The organism is Actinophytocola oryzae, assembly GCF_004364325.1.
Classification (GTDB): Bacteria; Actinomycetota; Actinomycetes; order Mycobacteriales; family Pseudonocardiaceae; genus Actinophytocola; species Actinophytocola oryzae.
In genome coordinates, this window is record NZ_SOCP01000005.1 from 292409 (window position 1) to 308742 (window position 16334).

At 70.3% G+C, this 16334-nt stretch carries 15 protein-coding genes; 8 read left to right on the forward strand and 7 right to left on the reverse strand.

Annotated elements, in window-relative coordinates:
• The first annotated feature begins 45 nt into the window (after positions 1–45).
• Both CLV71_RS16010 and CLV71_RS16015 read left to right on the forward strand, forming a co-directional pair.
• Positions 46–1299, forward strand: a complete 1254-nt coding sequence (locus tag CLV71_RS16010; RefSeq protein ID WP_166664117.1) for an enolase C-terminal domain-like protein — start codon at positions 46–48, stop codon at positions 1297–1299.
• A 16-nt stretch (positions 1300–1315) separates the two neighbouring features.
• Entirely contained in the window at positions 1316–1837 is a 522-nt protein-coding gene (locus tag CLV71_RS16015; RefSeq protein ID WP_133903550.1) for an AfsR/SARP family transcriptional regulator, read from the forward strand.
• A gap of 5 nt (positions 1838–1842) precedes the next feature.
• Here the strand turns inward: CLV71_RS16015 and CLV71_RS16020 are convergent, their stop codons facing one another.
• The 5 genes from CLV71_RS16020 to CLV71_RS16040 form a co-directional block, all read right to left on the reverse strand.
• A complete protein-coding gene (locus CLV71_RS16020; RefSeq protein ID WP_133903551.1) occupies positions 1843–2244 on the reverse strand; it encodes a VOC family protein in 402 nt (133 codons plus the stop codon).
• Between the two features lie 28 nt (positions 2245–2272).
• Positions 2273–4978 (reverse strand): glycoside hydrolase family 2 TIM barrel-domain containing protein, encoded by a 2706-nt coding sequence (locus CLV71_RS16025; RefSeq protein WP_133903552.1) that lies wholly within the window; start codon positions 4976–4978, stop codon positions 2273–2275.
• Complete coding sequence (locus CLV71_RS16030; protein ID WP_208297580.1) at positions 4975–5838, reverse strand: NAD-dependent epimerase/dehydratase family protein; 864 nt, start codon at positions 5836–5838, stop codon at positions 4975–4977. The genes CLV71_RS16025 and CLV71_RS16030 overlap by 4 nt, the downstream gene beginning before the upstream one ends.
• 311 nt (positions 5839–6149) lie before the next feature.
• On the reverse strand, positions 6150–6743 hold the full coding sequence (locus tag CLV71_RS16035; protein ID WP_133903554.1) for a GNAT family N-acetyltransferase: 594 nt from the start codon (positions 6741–6743) through the stop codon (positions 6150–6152).
• Positions 6740–7519 (reverse strand): LysR family substrate-binding domain-containing protein, encoded by a 780-nt coding sequence (locus tag CLV71_RS16040; protein WP_166664118.1) that lies wholly within the window; start codon positions 7517–7519, stop codon positions 6740–6742. Before CLV71_RS16040 ends, CLV71_RS16035 begins: the two co-directional genes overlap by 4 nt.
• A gap of 465 nt (positions 7520–7984) precedes the next feature.
• Between CLV71_RS16040 and CLV71_RS16045 the strand changes: the two genes are divergently transcribed.
• The 6 genes from CLV71_RS16045 to CLV71_RS16070 all read left to right on the forward strand — a co-directional run bounded on the left by CLV71_RS16045 (position 7985) and on the right by CLV71_RS16070 (position 14016).
• Positions 7985–9406: a family 2B encapsulin nanocompartment shell protein gene (locus tag CLV71_RS16045; RefSeq protein ID WP_208297581.1), complete on the forward strand. Its 1422-nt coding sequence runs from the start codon at positions 7985–7987 to the stop codon at positions 9404–9406.
• A 12-nt stretch (positions 9407–9418) separates the two neighbouring features.
• The gene (locus CLV71_RS16050; protein ID WP_424923884.1) at positions 9419–10807 is read left to right on the forward strand and encodes a family 2B encapsulin nanocompartment shell protein; all 1389 of its coding nucleotides are present in this window, start codon (positions 9419–9421) and stop codon (positions 10805–10807) included.
• Positions 10808–10826: 19 nt separating this feature from the next.
• Positions 10827–11843, forward strand: a complete 1017-nt coding sequence (locus tag CLV71_RS16055) for a family 2 encapsulin nanocompartment cargo protein polyprenyl transferase (protein WP_243866494.1) — start codon at positions 10827–10829, stop codon at positions 11841–11843.
• 28 nt (positions 11844–11871) lie between these two features.
• Positions 11872–12807, forward strand: coding sequence for a 4-hydroxy-3-methylbut-2-enyl diphosphate reductase (ispH, locus tag CLV71_RS16060; RefSeq protein WP_133903556.1), 936 nt, complete (start codon positions 11872–11874; stop codon positions 12805–12807).
• Positions 12808–12853: 46 nt separating this feature from the next.
• The gene (locus tag CLV71_RS16065; protein ID WP_133903557.1) at positions 12854–13597 is read left to right on the forward strand and encodes a bestrophin-like domain; all 744 of its coding nucleotides are present in this window, start codon (positions 12854–12856) and stop codon (positions 13595–13597) included.
• A gap of 209 nt (positions 13598–13806) precedes the next feature.
• A complete protein-coding gene (locus CLV71_RS16070) occupies positions 13807–14016 on the forward strand; it encodes a hypothetical protein (RefSeq protein ID WP_133903558.1) in 210 nt (69 codons plus the stop codon).
• A 4-nt stretch (positions 14017–14020) separates the two neighbouring features.
• Here the strand turns inward: CLV71_RS16070 and CLV71_RS16075 are convergent, their stop codons facing one another.
• Together CLV71_RS16075 and ggh are read right to left on the reverse strand one after the other, a co-directional pair.
• Positions 14021–14914 (reverse strand): CehA/McbA family metallohydrolase, encoded by an 894-nt coding sequence (locus tag CLV71_RS16075; RefSeq protein WP_166664119.1) that lies wholly within the window; start codon positions 14912–14914, stop codon positions 14021–14023.
• Positions 14911–16245: a glucosylglycerate hydrolase gene (gene ggh, locus CLV71_RS16080; protein ID WP_243866496.1), complete on the reverse strand. Its 1335-nt coding sequence runs from the start codon at positions 16243–16245 to the stop codon at positions 14911–14913. Before ggh ends, CLV71_RS16075 begins: the two co-directional genes overlap by 4 nt.
• Between the last annotated feature and the right edge of the window lie 89 nt (positions 16246–16334).

Consider the following 16334-nt stretch of genomic DNA (forward strand, 5'->3'; position numbering starts at 1 on the left):
GTCGCCGCTCCAGGAGACCGCCCCGGAAGCCCTAGGCTCTCCTCCATGATGGAGGAGACGCAGGCGCCCTGGCAGGCGCGGGAGAAGCTGTCGATCACGTCGGTGCGGGCGATCGTCACCGCGCCGGAGGGCACCCCGCTGGTCGTGGTGCGGGTGGACACGTCGGAACCGGGCCTCTACGGCCTGGGCTGCGCGACATTCACCCAGCGGTTCCACGCGGTGGCGGCGGCCGTCGACCGGCACGTGGGGCCCATGCTGATCGGCCGCCACCCCGCCGACATCGAGGACATCAACCGCCTCGTGCACCTGTCGTCGTACTGGCGCAACGGTCCCGTCCTGAACAACGCACTGTCCGGTGTGGACCAGGCGCTCTGGGACATCGCGGGCAAGCGCGCGGGCATGCCCGTGTACGAGCTGCTCGGCGGCCGGGTCCGCGCCGCGGCGGACACCTATCTCCACGCGGCGGGACCGACGATCCCCGAAACACTGGAACACGCGTCGTCCCTGATCGAGGACGGCTACCGGCACGTACGCCTGCAGACGGGCGGCCCGGGTCTCGGCACCTACGGCGCCCCAGGCACCCCGGGCGGCTATCCGCTGTCCCCGTACCCGGACGGCTGGGACGTGAACCGGTACCTCGCGGTGACCCCACGCCTGTTCGAGCAGGCCCGTTCGGTACTCGGCGACGAGGTCGAGCTGCTGCACGACGTCCACTCCAGGCTGACGCCGAAGCAGGCGGTGGTGCTGGCGCGGGCGCTGGAGCCGTACCGGCTGTTCTTCCTTGAGGACGTGGTCGCGCCGGAGCACTACGACCGGCTGCCGTGGGTGGTGTCCGAGTCCCCGGTCCCGATCGCCGTCGGGGAACAGCTTTCCTCGCTGACGGACGCGGCCCGGCTGGTGCAGACCCACGGGACCGACCTGCTGCGCGTACACGTCTCGACGGTCGGCGGCCTGTCCGCGTGCCGGAAGCTGGTGGCGTTGTGCGAGCTGAACGGCGTTCGCACGGCGTGGCACGGCCCAGGTGACGTGTCCCCGGTGGGGGTGGCGGCGAACATCGCCCTCGACGTGACGACGTCCGCGTTCGGCATCCAGGAGGGCCACGTCTACAACGACGCGACCCACGAGGTCTTCCCCGGCACCCCGATCGCGGTGAACGGCTACCTGTACCCGTCGGACGCGCCCGGCTGGGGCGTCGACGTCGCCGAGGAGGAAGCGGCGAAGTACCCGCCGGAGACCCACCTCCACGAGCGCTGGGCCGCGCGGGTGCGCCGCCCGGACGGCGGGCTGGAGGCCCCGTAGCCGTTACGCTGGGTGCGTGCTGGAGTTCAAGGTCCTCGGTCGGTTGCGGGTGGTGGTCGACGGGCGGGACGTGCCGGTGACAGGCGCGGTCGACCGGATCCTGTTGATGGGGCTGCTGGTCAACGCCAACACGGCCGTCGATCCGGTCGAGATCGTCGGGAGCGTGTGGGACGAGGAGGCCGACCTGGCCGCCAGTGTGCGGGAAAGCGTCGGTCGCCTCGAGGCCCTCGTCGACGGGTTGCCCGGCACGACCCGGTTGCGACCGCAGAGTGGCGGCTACCGGCTCTCCGTCAACGAGGGACTGATCGACTACTGCCAGGCCAAGGCCATGTATCGGCAGTCGAAGCACCACACGCCCATGCACAGCGCCGAGCTGCTGCGGGATGCCTTCGCACTGTGGCCGGAGACGTTCGAGCCCGACGTCGCCTGGTCGCGGGAGGTGGACGCGCTCATGCGGTCGATCGTCGACGACCTCGACGCAGCCGTCCGGACGATCAGCAGGAGCAGCCCTGTCCTGCCGGACGACTACGTCGAGTAGGGAACTCAGCCCTGGGCGATGTTGACCATCCAGCTGATGCCGAACTTGTCGGTCAACATGCCGAACTCGTCGCCCCACATCTGCTTCTCCAGTGGCACGGTCACCGTCGCGCCCTCGGAGAGCCTGTTCCAGTGGCCACGCAGCTCGTCCGCGTCGTCGCCGCTCAGCGACACCGCGATGTTGTTGCCCGGCTGGTGCGGCTGGCCTGGTGGGTTGTCGGCGCCCATGATCGTGTAGCCGCCCGGCGTCTCGAGCATGCCGTGCATGATCTTGTCGGCCTGTTCCTCCCCGCCGAACTCGCCGAACGTGTTCAGCGCCAGCGTGCCGCCGAACACCTGCTCGTAGAACTCCATGGCCTGCCGTGCGTTGCCGGCAAAGCTGATGTACGGGTTGAGCCTCGATGCCATGACCCGGGATACTCGCAGATCAACCGGGTCACGACAACGGGGTCAACACGACCGTGAACGAGGTCTTCCTCAGCGTGAGCGTGTATTCGGGCAACGCACCCGGACCACACGAACCGGTGCCGATTCCCTGGTGACCCACGTCGATGGTCAGCCACAGACCGTCACCGGGGACCAGCTCGTTGCGGTGCGTCGCCGCGGCGAGGTCGGCGTCCGTCCACCGGCGGACGGTCAGGCCGAACTGGCCGTCGACCCGCAGCCCGCGCCCGAGGGTGTCCGTGAGTGTCGCCCAGCGGACGTCCGCGCGCCTGCCGTTCTCCTGCGGGCGGACGTACGGCGTCTGCATACCATCCACAGTGGACTCGAACCGGCCTACCCACGTCGCGAGGCCGGTGTCCGGGTACGCCTCACCCGGCCCCCGGCCGAACCACGTGACCTGGTCCAGTTCGGCAGGCAGCGGCAGGGTGACCGCGAGCTTCGCGATGGGTTCCGGCCACTCGCCGTCCGGCTCGACGTGCACGGTCAGCGCGAGCCCGTCACCGGCCGACGCCCACTCGCAGGTCACGCGGGCGCCGCGTTGCCACGCCGGGGCGGCGGTCCGCTCCCGCACCACGAGCGTGCCGGCGGCCGACACCTCGTCGAGCCGGTGCGTCAGCCGGTGCAGGCCGAGCGCCTGCCACGTGTCGTGCAGCCGGGCGCCCTCGCCCCGGTCGTTGTCGGTCGGCGCCCGCCACAACGCCAGGTGTGGCGGGCCGATCGCGAGACCGCCGAACGAACGCAACCGGCCGAAGCGGTCGAACTCCCCCGGACCGAAGGAGAATCCGTGATCAGTCTGTTGTGGACGGTCGATGCCCGCGGGAACCACGAAGGGAGCTTCCGAGGGCCTGCGTTGCGCCCACGCGACCTCGTGTCCGGCCGGCGCCCACGGCTGGTCCTCGGCCAGCACGGCACGCACGGTCAGCCATGTCTCGCCGTCGACCGGGGGCAGCTCCGCCGAGTCGAGCACACCCGACCGGTCACCGGCGGTCCACTCGAAGCGCAGCGGCGGCACCGGCCGCAGCTCGTCGACCACGAGTCGATCATCCACAAAGGACAACCGGACCGGCTCGTACGCCTTCTTCAGGTCCAGCAGCCCCGGCGACGGCGTGCGATCGGGGAACAACAGCCCGTCGACGACGAAGTTCCCGTCGTGGATCGGCTCGCCGTAGTCGCCGCCGTACGCGTACTCGTGCACGGGATGGCGCAGGCCGTGGTCGATCCACTCCCACACGAACCCGCCCGCGATGCGCGGATGCCTGTCGAACAAGGCGACGTACTCGGCGAGGCCGCCCGGCCCGTTGCCCATGGCGTGGGCGTACTCGCACTGCAGGAACGGGATTCCCGGCTCCTGCCCGATCCTGTCGACCTCCGCGTGCGGCGCGTACATCCGGCTGTACACGTCGACGTACTCGCACGCCGCGTCGCCCTCGTAGTGGATCGGCCGCGACGGGTCGCGTTCGCGGGTCCACTCGGCCATCGCCGCGAGGTTCGCGCCGGTGTGGCTCTCGTTGCCGAGCGACCACAGGATGATGCTCGGGTGGTTCTTGTCGCGCTCGACGGTCCTGCGCATCCGGTCCACATAGGACCCACGCCACTCCGCGACGTCCGACGGGTTCTTCTCCCAGCCGGAGAACGTGAACCCGTGGGTCTCCAGATCGCACTCGTCGATCACCCACAGCCCGTACTCGTCGCACAGGTCGAGGAACGCGGGGTGCGGCGGGTAGTGGCTCGTGCGGACGGCGTTGACGTTGTGCCGCTTCATGAGCAGCACGTCCTCGATCATGGTCTCGCGTGGCACGGCCCGGCCGTGGTCAGGGTGGAACTCGTGCCGGTTGACCCCGCGCAACGCCACGGGTTCGCCGTTGACGAGCAGCACCCCGTCCGCGATGGACACCGTGCGGAACCCGACGCGTAATCGCACGCTCTCCGAGTCGGTCGCCACGACCGCGTCGTACAGCCTCGGCCGCTCGGCACTCCACGGCTCGACCGGCACGGTGACCGCGTCACCGGTGAACGCCGTGATCCCCAACTCGGGTACCGACACCGCGGCACGTGCCGACGCGTCGACCAGCAGCGTCCCCTGACCGTCCGAATAGGACGCGTGGACGAACACGTCGTCGAGGTCGCCGCGTACCTCCAGCGTCACCGACCGGAAGATGCCGGGCAGCCACCACTGGTCCTGGTCCTCGAGGTAGCTCGCCGCCGACCACTGGTGCACCCGCACGGCCAGCACGTTGCGCCCCCGCGCCGGGGTGACGTCGAACTCCGCGGGCAGCCGCGAGCCGGTGAAGAAGCCCAACTCGGTGCCGTTGAGCCAGACTCTGGCACACGACTCGACGCCCTCGAAGCGCAGCACCACGTGCCGACCGGTGAACTCCGCGGGCAGGTCGAACCCGATCCGGTAGTCACCGGTCGGGTTCTCCTCCGGCGGGTGCGGCGGGTCGACCGGGAACGGGTAGACCACGTTGGTGTACCAGGGAGTGCCGTGCCCGTGCCGGGGCCAGTGCGCGGGCACGGCGAGCGTGCCCCACGCACTGTCGTCGAACTCGGGGTCCACGAAGTCCGCCGGGACGTCCGCGACGGGTGACAGTCGGAACCGCCAGTCACCGTCGAGGGACAGCCGGGGCGCCGACGTGTGCAGGAGCGCCCTCGGCGCGCGAATCCCTTCGTGCGGCGCGAAGTCGTCGTAGTAGCTCACAGCGCTCCCGGCTTGATGTCGACGAGGTGCTCTGGCGAGAATCCGAGCAACGCGTCGGCCGAGGACGTGTCGATCGGCACCGCCCGCCCCGGCAGCGACGCACGCACCGGCACGCCGGGCAGGTAGCGGGCGAGGAGGTCCTCGGTGGGGAACGGCGAGAGCGTCTCGGGTGCGGCGACGTAGACCGCGTGCGCGCCCGTGACGTCCTCGGTGACGCCGAGCCAGCACGCCAATGCGGCGTCGCGGTAGTCGAGGTAGGCCCACAGCACGCTCGCGCCGGAGCCCGGGTCGTCGCGGTAGTCCGCGATCGGCTCGGCCTCGAAGAACTCCGGCGTGCCGAGCATGGGGAACCGAAACGCGACGACGGCCATACCGTCACGGCGCGCGACCATCTCGGCGGTCGCCTCGTCGGCCTGTTTGGACAGCGCGTACGGGTCGGCGACCTGCAGTGGCATGGCCTCGTCGACCGGCACGTAGTCGGGCACCGCGGGCTTGGGTGAGAACGGCAGCCCGGTGATCGAGAGGCTGCTCGCGATCACCGCCCGCCGCACGCCGGCCCGCGCCGCCTGGTCGAGGACGACGAACGTCGAGGCCGCGTTGCCGACGAACACCTTCTCGGGTGCGTCGAGCCCGGGCTGCGGGATAGCGGCGAGGTGGATGACGGTGTCGACGCCGACCATGGCCTGCGCGACCAGGTCGACGTCGTCGGCGCCGCCGGTGAAGAACGTTTCAATGCCGCCTGGGTCGCGGCGGTCAAGCCCGACCACGGCAACGCCCCGTGCCGCGAGAACGCGCAGCACAGCACTGCCGAGCCGGCCAGCCGCCCCGGTGACCAGGACCCGGCTCGGTACGTGGCTCATCGCGGTCAGCATAGGTAATTTCGCGACCGGCGGCCAAGATGCCACCCTCCGTGCCGGCCTGCTCACCGCACTGAGGGTGCTTCGACAGTTGAAACCCGCGCCTCGCCGCGGCACCTGCCCGACCGCACCTGATCCTCGGCCTACCTCCGCAGGTGATGCCGGGCACTGCGCGCCCGGCACCCGCGCAGCGGGCGCCACCTCCCCGAACGCAACCTGCACGCGCCACCACCGCACACACCCCTCGGCGGACCCAAGCCCAGCGTCACGAAGGGCCCCGTCAGTGCACCCACAAGCACACGGACAACGCCGCGCTACAGCTCCACCCGCATCACGACCCGGCGTTTGCTCGGCCTGCTGACCTCGGTGAACCCGGCATCCGCGAGGGCGTTGGCCGACCCGACATGCAGCTCACCCCAGGTGATCTCCCGCGCCGGATTGGTGATCATCCCGTACGCCTCGAGTGCCCTCGCCCCTCGTTCGCGTGCGAACCCGACCGCGGCGGCGGCCAGTACGCCGGAGACCCCGCGCCGCCGGTAGCCGACGCGGGTGATCAGGCATGCGATGACCCACACCCCGTCGTCCGCCTTGTCCTCGGTACGGCCCGCCCACGGCAGGCGGCTGTTCAGCAGCCCCGGGAAGGCGGTCCTCGGCTCGACCGAGCACCAACCGACGGGCTCGCCGTCCAGGTAGGCGACCAACCCACTGGTCGGCCGGTCGCCCGGCTGCTCACAGGCGGTCTGCTCACGCAGCCGGTCGGCCCGTTCCCCGTCGCCCACCTCGGCCCAGCGGCGGCCGGGGAGCTTGAACCTCTGGCAGTAGCACGGCGCGCCGTGGCACCGCGCCGAACCGAGCACTGCCGTCAGGTCCGTCCACGAGGCCTCGTTGGCAGGCACGACGACGATCATTCTTCCAGGGTAGCCAGAAGTCTTGCCAGCACGGGGGAATGGTTGCGCACCGACCACGCGAGCGCCATCTCCCACGGCGGCAGGTCCTCGACGAGCGGGCGGTACACGACAGCGGCCTCGTCGGTGTGCGGGGTCGGCGCGATCAGCAGCGACACGCCCAGGTTCGCGGCCACCAGCGCCGCGATCGTCTGCACGTCGACGGCCTCCTGCACGATGCGCGGGCTGAACCCGGCCGCCCGGCAGTACCCGACGATCGTGTCGTGCACGGCCGGGCCCGCGTCCCGTTCGTAGAACACGAACGACTCGTCCGCCAGGTCCGCGAGGGACACCCGCGCACGGTCGGCCAGCGGGTGGCCGCCCGGCAGCGCGGCGAAGAGCCGGTCGTGGGAGACCGTGCGCAGTCGCAGGTCCGGCGTGTGGACCGGCGGTCTCAGCAGGGCCGCGTCGATGCGGTCGTCGGCGAGCGCGTCGAGCTGCCGCAACGTCGTCATGGCCGTGACCTCCACCCGCACCTCGGGCGCCTCGGCGCGGAAGGTGCGGATCAGCCCCGGCAGCGCGGCGAACGTGGCCGACTGGACGAAGCCGACACGCAGCACCCCCAGTTCGCCCCGGTGGGCCCGGCGGGCGGCGGCGGCCACCTCGTCGGCCCTGCGCACCAGGTCCCGCGCACCCGCAAGGAACACCTCGCCCGCCGGGGTGACCTCGCCGACGCCGATCACCCTTACCGGACCGCGTACTCCGGAGCAACTCGAGACCGCGATGGCGGCCGCCGACATCAAACTCTCCGCCGACCACGTGGCCCGACTGGACCAGGCAGGCGCCTGATTTGTCCTCAGAAGATTCCGGCACGGTTGACGGTATGTCACCTCAACCGTGCCGGACGCATATCCGGATAATTCTCCACGACCACGCGGTGTCGTTCGCCCGTGCATATGCAACCGAACGAGTTAGACCATTGTGGTGAACGAGTCGTGATCGCCCATCATCCGGTTGAGGCGCACCGCTACACGATCGCCCTATCAAGTCGCCCGTTCGGTGCATTCCGGTCCACTCTGACGGTTGGATCGATGGTTGTATCCATGTGTTCGAGTGAAACGATCTCAGTTTTTGGACGTTTTCCGTCCCACACCAGTGGTCACCCTCTTGGTCGACTATGGACTTTCCCCATCGGGTGCTACGAATGAGAGGTCCCAGAAAAGATCAATTTCTCCCGCTTGAGTGCGTGATTGGTGGTGTGCGTTGTGACGGTGACGGAACCGGTGGCGCCCGGTGTCGAGGCCAACGGTGAGCGTCCGCAGCGGAGCCTTAATACGGCTGCCGCGCGGAACCTGGCCACGACGAAGAAGTCCGTCCCCCAGATGCAGGGCGTGTCGTCACGGTGGCTCCTGAAGATGCTGCCGTGGGTGGAGGTCTCCGGCGGCACCTACCGCGTGAACCGCCGCCTGACCTACTCCGTCGGCGACGGACGGGTCACCTTCACCGGCACCGGCAGTGGGATCCGGGTGATTCCCGCCGAGCTCGGTGAGCTGCCACTGCTGCGCGGCTACGTGGACGACGAGGTGCTCGACGCACTGGCCGCGGGCTTCGAGCAGCGCGAGTTCTCCGCGGGGGACACGATCGTCGAGTTCGGACACCAGTCCAACGAGGCGTTCCTCATCGCGCACGGCAAGGTCCAGAAGATCGGCCCCGGCCCGTACGGCGACGAGTCCGTGCTGGACACACTGGCCAACGGCGACCACTTCGGCGACGAGACCCTGATCGACCCGCAGAGCATGTGGGAGTACTCGGTCAAGGCGACCACGGCGTGCACGGTCCTGATGCTGCCGCAGCCCGCGTTCGACGCGGTGCTCGACCGCTCGGAGACGCTGCAGGCGCAGGTCGAGGCCTTCCGAGCAGGGCTGGGTGCCGAGCAGAACCCGCACGGTGAGGCGGCCATCCAGCTGGCCTCCGGCCACGTGGGCGAGACGGAGCTGCCCGGCACGTTCGTCGACTACGAGCTCGAGCCGCGCGAGTACGAGCTCTCCGTCGCGCAGACGGTGCTCCGCGTCCACACCAGGGTGTCCGACCTCTACAACGAGCCGATGGACCAGGTCGAGCAGCAGCTGCGGCTGACCATCGAGGCCCTGCGCGAACGCCAGGAACACGAGATGATCAACAACCCGGACTTCGGGTTGCTGCACAGTGCCGAGCTTTCCCAGCGCCTGCACACCCGCTCGGGTCCGCCGACGCCGGACGACCTCGACGACATGCTGGCGACGGTGTGGAAGAACCCGGGCTTCTTCCTCGCCCACCCCCGCACGATCGCCGCGTTCGGCCGGGAGTGCAGCCGTCGGGGCGTCTACCCCGACACCATCGACGTCAACGGCAACCGCGTGCCCGCGTGGCGCGGCATCCCGATCTTCCCGTGCGGCAAGATCGGCGTCACCGAGCAGCGCACCAGCTCGATCATGCTGATGCGTACCGGCGAGGAGAGCCAGGGCGTGATCGGCCTGCACCAGACCGGCATCCCCGACGAGTACCAGCCGGGCCTCTCGGTGCGGTTCATGAACATCAACGAGCAGGCGATCACGTCGTACCTGGTCAGCGCGTACTACTCGTGTGCGGTGCTGGTGCCGGACGCGCTCGCCATCCTGGAGAACGTCGAGCTGGGACGGGACGGCTGACCAGTGTCCACAGTGGAAACGCTCAGCGTCGAGACGACGGTGCGCAGGAGCCTGTCGACCGAGGCCGCACGCAACCTCACGACGACCACCAAGTCGAAGCCGCAGATGCGCGGCATCACCACCCGGTGGCTGCTGAAGATGCTGCCGTGGGTGGACGTCAGGGGCGGCTCGTACCGGGTGAACCGGCGCCTTTCCTACGCGGTCGGCGACGGCAGGCTCTCGTTCGTCAGCGAGGGCGTCGACATCCGGGTCGTGCCCGCGGAGCTGCGGGAGCTGCCGCTGCTGCGTGACTTCGAGGACGACGAGGCGCTCACCGCGCTGGCGAACCGCTTCGAGCAGCGGAAGTTCTCGACCGGTGACGTGATCGTCCAGTCGGGACAGCGGCGTGACAAGCTGTTCCTGCTGGCACACGGCAGGGCGCACAAGATCGCGTCCGGCCGGTATGGCGACGACCAGGTGCTGTCGGTGCTGTCGGACGGTGACCACTTCGGCAGCGAGGTGCTGGCAGGCGGCGACGAGGAGTGGGACTTCACCGTCAAGGCCGTCACGCCGTGCACGGTGCTGGTCCTGCCGGGACAGTCGGTCCAGCAGCTGAACGGCCAGGCCGACGCGCTGCGTGAGCACCTGCGCCAGGCGCTGGCCCGTCCGGTGCAGCCGACGAACAAGGCCGGGGAGGCGGCCATCGAGCTGGCGTCCGGCCACGCGGGCGAGGCGGACCTGCCCGGCACGTTCGCCGACTACGAGCTCGCGCCGCGCGAGTACGAGCTGGACGTGGCCCAGACACTGCTGCGGGTGCACACGCGGGTGGCCGACCTCTACAACCACCCGATGAACCAGACCGAGGAGCAGCTGCGACTGACCATCGAGGCCCTGCGCGAACGCCAGGAGCACGAGATGATCAACAACCCCTCGTTCGGCCTGCTGCACAACGCCGACCTCTCGCAGCGGATCTTCACCAGGTCCGGCCCGCCGACCCCGGACGACCTCGACGAGCTGCTGTGCAGGCGGCGCAAGTCGCGGTTCTTCCTCGCCCACCCGCGCACGATCGCCGCGTTCCGGCGCGAGTGCACGAAGCGCTCGCTCTACCCGGCGAACGTGCCGCTCGAGGGCTCGACCGTCCAGACATGGCGCGGCGTGCCGATCCTGCCGTGCGACAAGATCCCGATCACCGAGCAGAACACGTCGTCGATCATCGTGGTCCGCACGGGTGTCGAGGACCAGGGCGTGATCGGCCTGCACTCGCTGGACATCGACGACGAGGTCCAGCCGAGCCTGAACGTCCGGTTCATGGGCATCGACGACCAGGCGATCCTGTCGTACCTGGTCAGCGTGTACTTCTCGGTGGCCGTACTGGTGCCGGACGCGCTCGGTGTCCTGGAGCAAGTCGAGATCGGGCACTGACGTGGTGGCCCCGGGGCGGGTGGTCAGCACCGAACAGACGCTCGCGTGGAGCAGGGAGCTGGCCGAGCCCGCGCTGCGCACGGCGGTCGGCACGCTGCCCGTGTCCATGCGCAGGATCGCCGGCTACCACCTCGGCTGGTGGGACCGGCACGGCACCCACGTGCCGAGCGGCGGGAGCGGCAAGGCACTGCGCCCGACGTTGGTCCTGCTGTCGTCGGCGGCCGTCGGGGGGACTCCGCGCGACGCGGTCCCCGCGGCGGTCGCGGTCGAGCTGGTGCACAACTTCTCGCTGCTGCACGACGACGTCATGGACGGTGACCTGACCCGCAGGCACCGCCCGACGGCGTGGAGCGTCTTCGGGATCGGCTCGGCGATCCTGGCGGGCGACGCGTTGCTGACGCTGGCTCTCGACGTGCTGGCGGCCAGCAGCCATCCGGCGGCGGGCGCGGCGATGCGCACGCTGAGCGCGGCGGTGCAGGACCTGGTCGAGGGCCAGTGCACGGACATGGACTTCGAGCAGAGGTCCACTGTGGACATCCTCGAGTGCGAGAACATGGTGGCGGGCAAGACGGCCGCGCTCATCGGCGCGTCGTGTGCGCTCGGCGCCATGTTCGGCCAGGCCTCGCAGGACCGGGTCGGGCACCTCCGGGCGTTCGGTGAACAGCTCGGTCTCGCGTTCCAGCACGTCGACGATCTGCTCGGCATCTGGGGCAGGCCGGAGACGACGGGCAAACCGGTGTTCTCGGACCTCCGCAACCGCAAGAAGTCGCTGCCGGTGGTGGCGGCACTCGCCTCGGACAGTCCCGCGGGCCGCGAGCTCGCGGGACTGTACGCCAGGACCGCGCCGCTGACCGACGACGAGCTGCCACACGTGGCCGACCTGGTCGAACGGGCAGGCGGCCGCGAGTGGAGCCGGTCGCAGGCCGACGACCTCATGGCACGCGCGGTGGCCCGGCTCGACGAGCTCGGCCAGGCGAACCCGGTGGCGGCCGAGCTGACCGACATGGCCCGTCGCCTCACGCGCCGCGACCACTGACCGATCCCCTCTCGACAGGACACACGCCATGCCCCTCCCGGTTCCGCACACGGTTCTGCTCGCCGCACCCCGGTCGTTCTGCGCCGGGGTGGAGCGGGCGATCGAGATCGTCGACCAGGCGCTGGAGCAGCGTGGGCGTCCGGTGTACGTGCGCAAGCAGATCGTGCACAACGCACACGTGGTCGCCGACCTCGAGGCGAAGGGCGCGGTGTTCGTCGAGGAGCTCGACGAGGTGCCGTCCGGCGCGACGGTCGTGTTCTCCGCACACGGGGTCTCGCCCGCGGTTCGCGCCGAGGCCGACCAGCGGGCGCTGTCGGTGATCGACGCGACGTGCCCGCTGGTCGCCAAGGTGCACACGGAGGTCCGCCGCTTCGCCGCCAGGGGTGACACCGTCCTCCTCGTCGGCCACGCGGGCCACGAGGAGGTGGACGGCACCCTCGGCGAGGCGCCGGAGGACATCATCCTGGTCGAGGACGTCGCGGCGGCGAGGACCGTGACCATCCCCGACCCGGAACGGGTGTCCTACCTGACGCAGACGACGCTGGCGGTCGACGAGACAGCCGAGATCGTCGCCGTGCTGCGCTCGCGTTTCCCCGCGCTGCGAGGCCCGGCCTCCGACGACATCTGTTACGCGACGACGAACCGCCAGCACGCACTGTCCGCTGTGGCCACCGACGCGGACCTCGTGCTGGTGGTCGGCTCGTCGAACTCGTCCAACTCGGTCCGGCTCGTGGAGCTGGCGAAACGGGCGGGCACGCCCGCGTACCTGATCGACGACGCGAGCGAGATCCGGCCGGAGTGGCTGACCGGGGTCCGCACGGTCGGGCTGACGGCAGGCGCCTCGGCGCCGCCGGGGCTGGTCGACGAGGTGGTCGCCGCGCTCGGTCCGGTCACCGTGCTGGAGCGGGAGTTCACGACGGAGTCGATCCGCTTCACCCTGCCCGCCGCCGTACGACCGTCCTGACCTACAGCGACCGTCCCCGATCGACTGACATGAAACGGAACTGGAAATGAACCTGTACGTCACGGGCCTGCTGTGGGTCGTCGGCGTCGCCGTGGCAGCGGGCTTCCTGGCCCACGTGGTCCGCCGGTGGGGCTCCGTCGAGAACAACGACGCGGCGGGCCAGGTGTTCACCCTGGTGGGCGGTCTGCAGGCGGTGATGCTCGCGTTCGTCCTGATCTCGCTGTTCGACGCGACCTCGACCGCGGAGAGCGACTCCTACCGCGAGGCGGACAGCCTGGTGGCCGCGGTGTGGGCGGCGGACGCGCTGCCGACGTCGGCGGCGGTGGCGACACAGGCGAAGACCTACGCACACGAGGTCGTGAACCAGGAGTGGCCGAAGATGGCCCAGGGCCTGCCGGTGGACGACCAGGGCTGGAACACACTGGAGAAGCTCCGGGCCGAGGTGGTGAGCTCCCCAGCGGCGGACGAGTGGTCGAGCCGCCAGAAGGCCGAGGCGGCCGACCAGCTGTGGCAGGTCTACCAGGCCCGCCAGGACAGGCTGAACGCCGCGTCCAGTGACGGCGTGAACTCGGTGGTGTGGTTCGCGCTGGTGGCGGGCGCGGTCATGGCGGTCGCGCTGCCGATCCTGTTCGGCGGACCGAAACCGGCCACGCACATCTTCATCGTCTCGATCCTGGCGGCGACCATGACGCTGCTGTTGTTCGCGACACAGCAGCTGCACAACCCCTACGGCGGCGGCGCCCAGGTGGATGCCGGTGCCTTCGAAGCGGCACTGGCACGGCTGACATGACCTGCTTCATCGAGGTACACGTGGTGAACATGTTCGTCAGCGCGACGATGTGCTTCCTCCCGTCCCCCGAACCCGCCCCGCCACCGCCTGCCCCATCGGTGACGACGACGGTCCCGCTACCACCGCCACCCGCTGCGCCTCCGACATCTCTCGCACCCCGGCCCGAGCCACCGGTCCGCCAGGCCCCCGCCCCGGTAGTCGTGACGACGGTGCCACCCCCACCTCCCCCGGCAGCACCCACGCCTCCGCCGCCGACGACGACCACCACGAAGAAACGCATCCGGTTCGACGACACGCCGGTCGCGGAGCCGGTCGGCACCGGCCAGTCGACCGAGGAGAAACGCCGCTGGGCCGTGACGATCCTGGTGCTCGTGACGGCGGCGGGCGCGGCAGCCACGAGAGCCGCACGACGCCGCTGACCGGTCAGCGCAGCCAGATCGGGTTGCTCCACGCCCGGCCGCCTGCCTTGTCGACGACCGTCACCCTGAAGTAGCTGTCCTTGAACATCGTGATCGGCAGGGTCACCTCGGTCAGGTCCTCCCCCGCCTCGAGCTGCTTGCCGGGAACGCCGCCCGTGAGCAGAACCCGGGTCGCGGGCGAGCACTGGACCGTGACCTCACCGTTCATCGTCGAGACGTCGTAGAGGGTCGGGCCGGTGCTCGAGTAGTAGTCACCAGCCTTCAACGCCTTCAGCAGCGACCTCGGCTCGAGTGAACGAGCGCGGACCTGCACCCACGCCGTGCAGCCCGGCGGGTCCTGCGGCTGGAAGTGGGCGTCGTCGGCGGCATAGGCCGTCAGGCGGTGCCCCCTGGCCACCAGCACGTCGAACAGGTGCCAGCTGTCGCCCCTGTCCTCCCACGCGGACACCGCGTTGTAGACCTCCACGGCGTGGGCCGCGTCGAGGGTCTGGGCGTCCGCGAGGGTCAGCAGCGACGCGGACGGGTGCGCCATGCCGATGAAGGCACCCGCGCGACGGGCCCGGCGGGCGAGCAGCGGACCGGTCTCGCCACGGTCGGACGGCGGGAAGTCCGAAGGGAGGCCGACGGCCAGGATGTGCCACTCCGACGAGGACGACGCCCTCGGCGCGTGCAGCTCCGCGCCGAGCAACGTCGTGAAGTCCTCGCTGCGCAACGGACGCGTGTCCGTCAGCGGGAAGCCGTACTCCGCCCGGTAGTGGTCCGTGATCGAGACGAAGTCGTAGCCCGCCGCACGGTAGGCGTCCACGGTGTCCGAAGGGGACAGTGCGCCGTCCGACATCGTGGTGTGGGTGTGGAGGTTGCCGCGCCAGAAGCGGCCGGGGGAGTCGAACGCGGTCATGATGTGTGTAACCAGTCCAGTACTACCGTTGCCGTCCAGGATTGTTGACGTGAACCGAGCGGCTCGCCCGTCAGCGGGTGGTAGTACTCCGCGAACGAACCGTCGGCCGCGAGGCGAAGGCACTCGGTGCGCAGGTGCTCCGCCTCGGACTTCCAGCCGTGCTCCTCGAAGGCCCAGCCGAACAGCCACGCGATCACCGGCCACACCGGGCCACGCCAGTACTCCCTCGGCCGGAAGCCCACGTCGTTGGGGGACACCGACGGCGGGATCGCCGCGAACAGCCCCGGGTGGCCCGCCCAGTCGGGGCCGCACAGCATGGCGAGCTGCGACTTCTCCTCGCCGACCGGCAGCCCGCCGCACAGCAGCGGCGCGAAGCCCGCGATCGTCGAGGTCGACAGCCAGCGGTCGCCACGCAGGTCCCGGTCGCGGGCCAGGCCGGTCAGGGGGTCGTAGGACGTGGCCACTGCGGCACGGGACCGCCGCGCCCAGCCACGCAGCTGCTTGATCTGCCACGCGGGCTGGTCGCTCTCCTCGCCGAGCGTCGCGAGGACCTCGCTCGCCAGCGCGAACAGCGCCGTCACGAACACGTCCCCGACCAGGAAGCTCGAGTCGCGCACCACGGCGTCCGCGTCGTAGCGGACCTTGCGCATCTCCTCGATCAGCCACAGGTAGCGGTCGTACTCGACGTCGCTCGGGCGTTCCGCGTCCTCGGCCACCAGGCCGCGGTCGAGGCGGACGTACGGCGGGAGGTCCGGGCCGGGGAACACCTCTGAGTACGGCAGGTCCCAGCGCGGCGAGTTGTCCATGCCGGACTCCCAGCCGTGCACGATGGCCAGCATGCCGGTGGCGAGCGGGTCCCGGTGGCGTACCAGCCACTCGTGCCAGCGGTACAGCCGCGGCCACGCGAACGTCAGCAGGTCGTAGGCGACCGCGCGCTCACCCTGCGAGCGGGCGATGTCCACGATGCGGCGCAACGCGATCGCGTGCACGGGTGGCTGGCAGATACCCGAGGTGCGCGGTGCGTTCGGCGCGTCCGGGTTCAGCTCGGCGGCGCCCCACCGCTCCGGGCCGGGGAAGTAACCCGCGCCCTCCGAGAACACGATGTGGGGGATCATGCCGTTGCGCCACTGCGCCGACAGCAGTGTGCGCAGCTCCTGCGCGGCGCGGGCGGCCGACAGGTGCGCGAGTCCGATGGAGATGAACGCCGTGTCCCAGCTCCACATGTGCGGGTACAGCCGGGGTGCGGCCGTGATCATCGTACCGATGTCGTTGCCCGAAAGTGTCCACGCCGCGCTCGCCGCCAGCTGGACAGGTCCCAAGCTCGTTCTCACGATGGCTCCTCACCCGCTCCGTGCCGCCGGAACGCTCCGCAGGCTCCGCTACACCGGCGGCCTGCGCGGGTTCGGCGCCATCCCGAGTA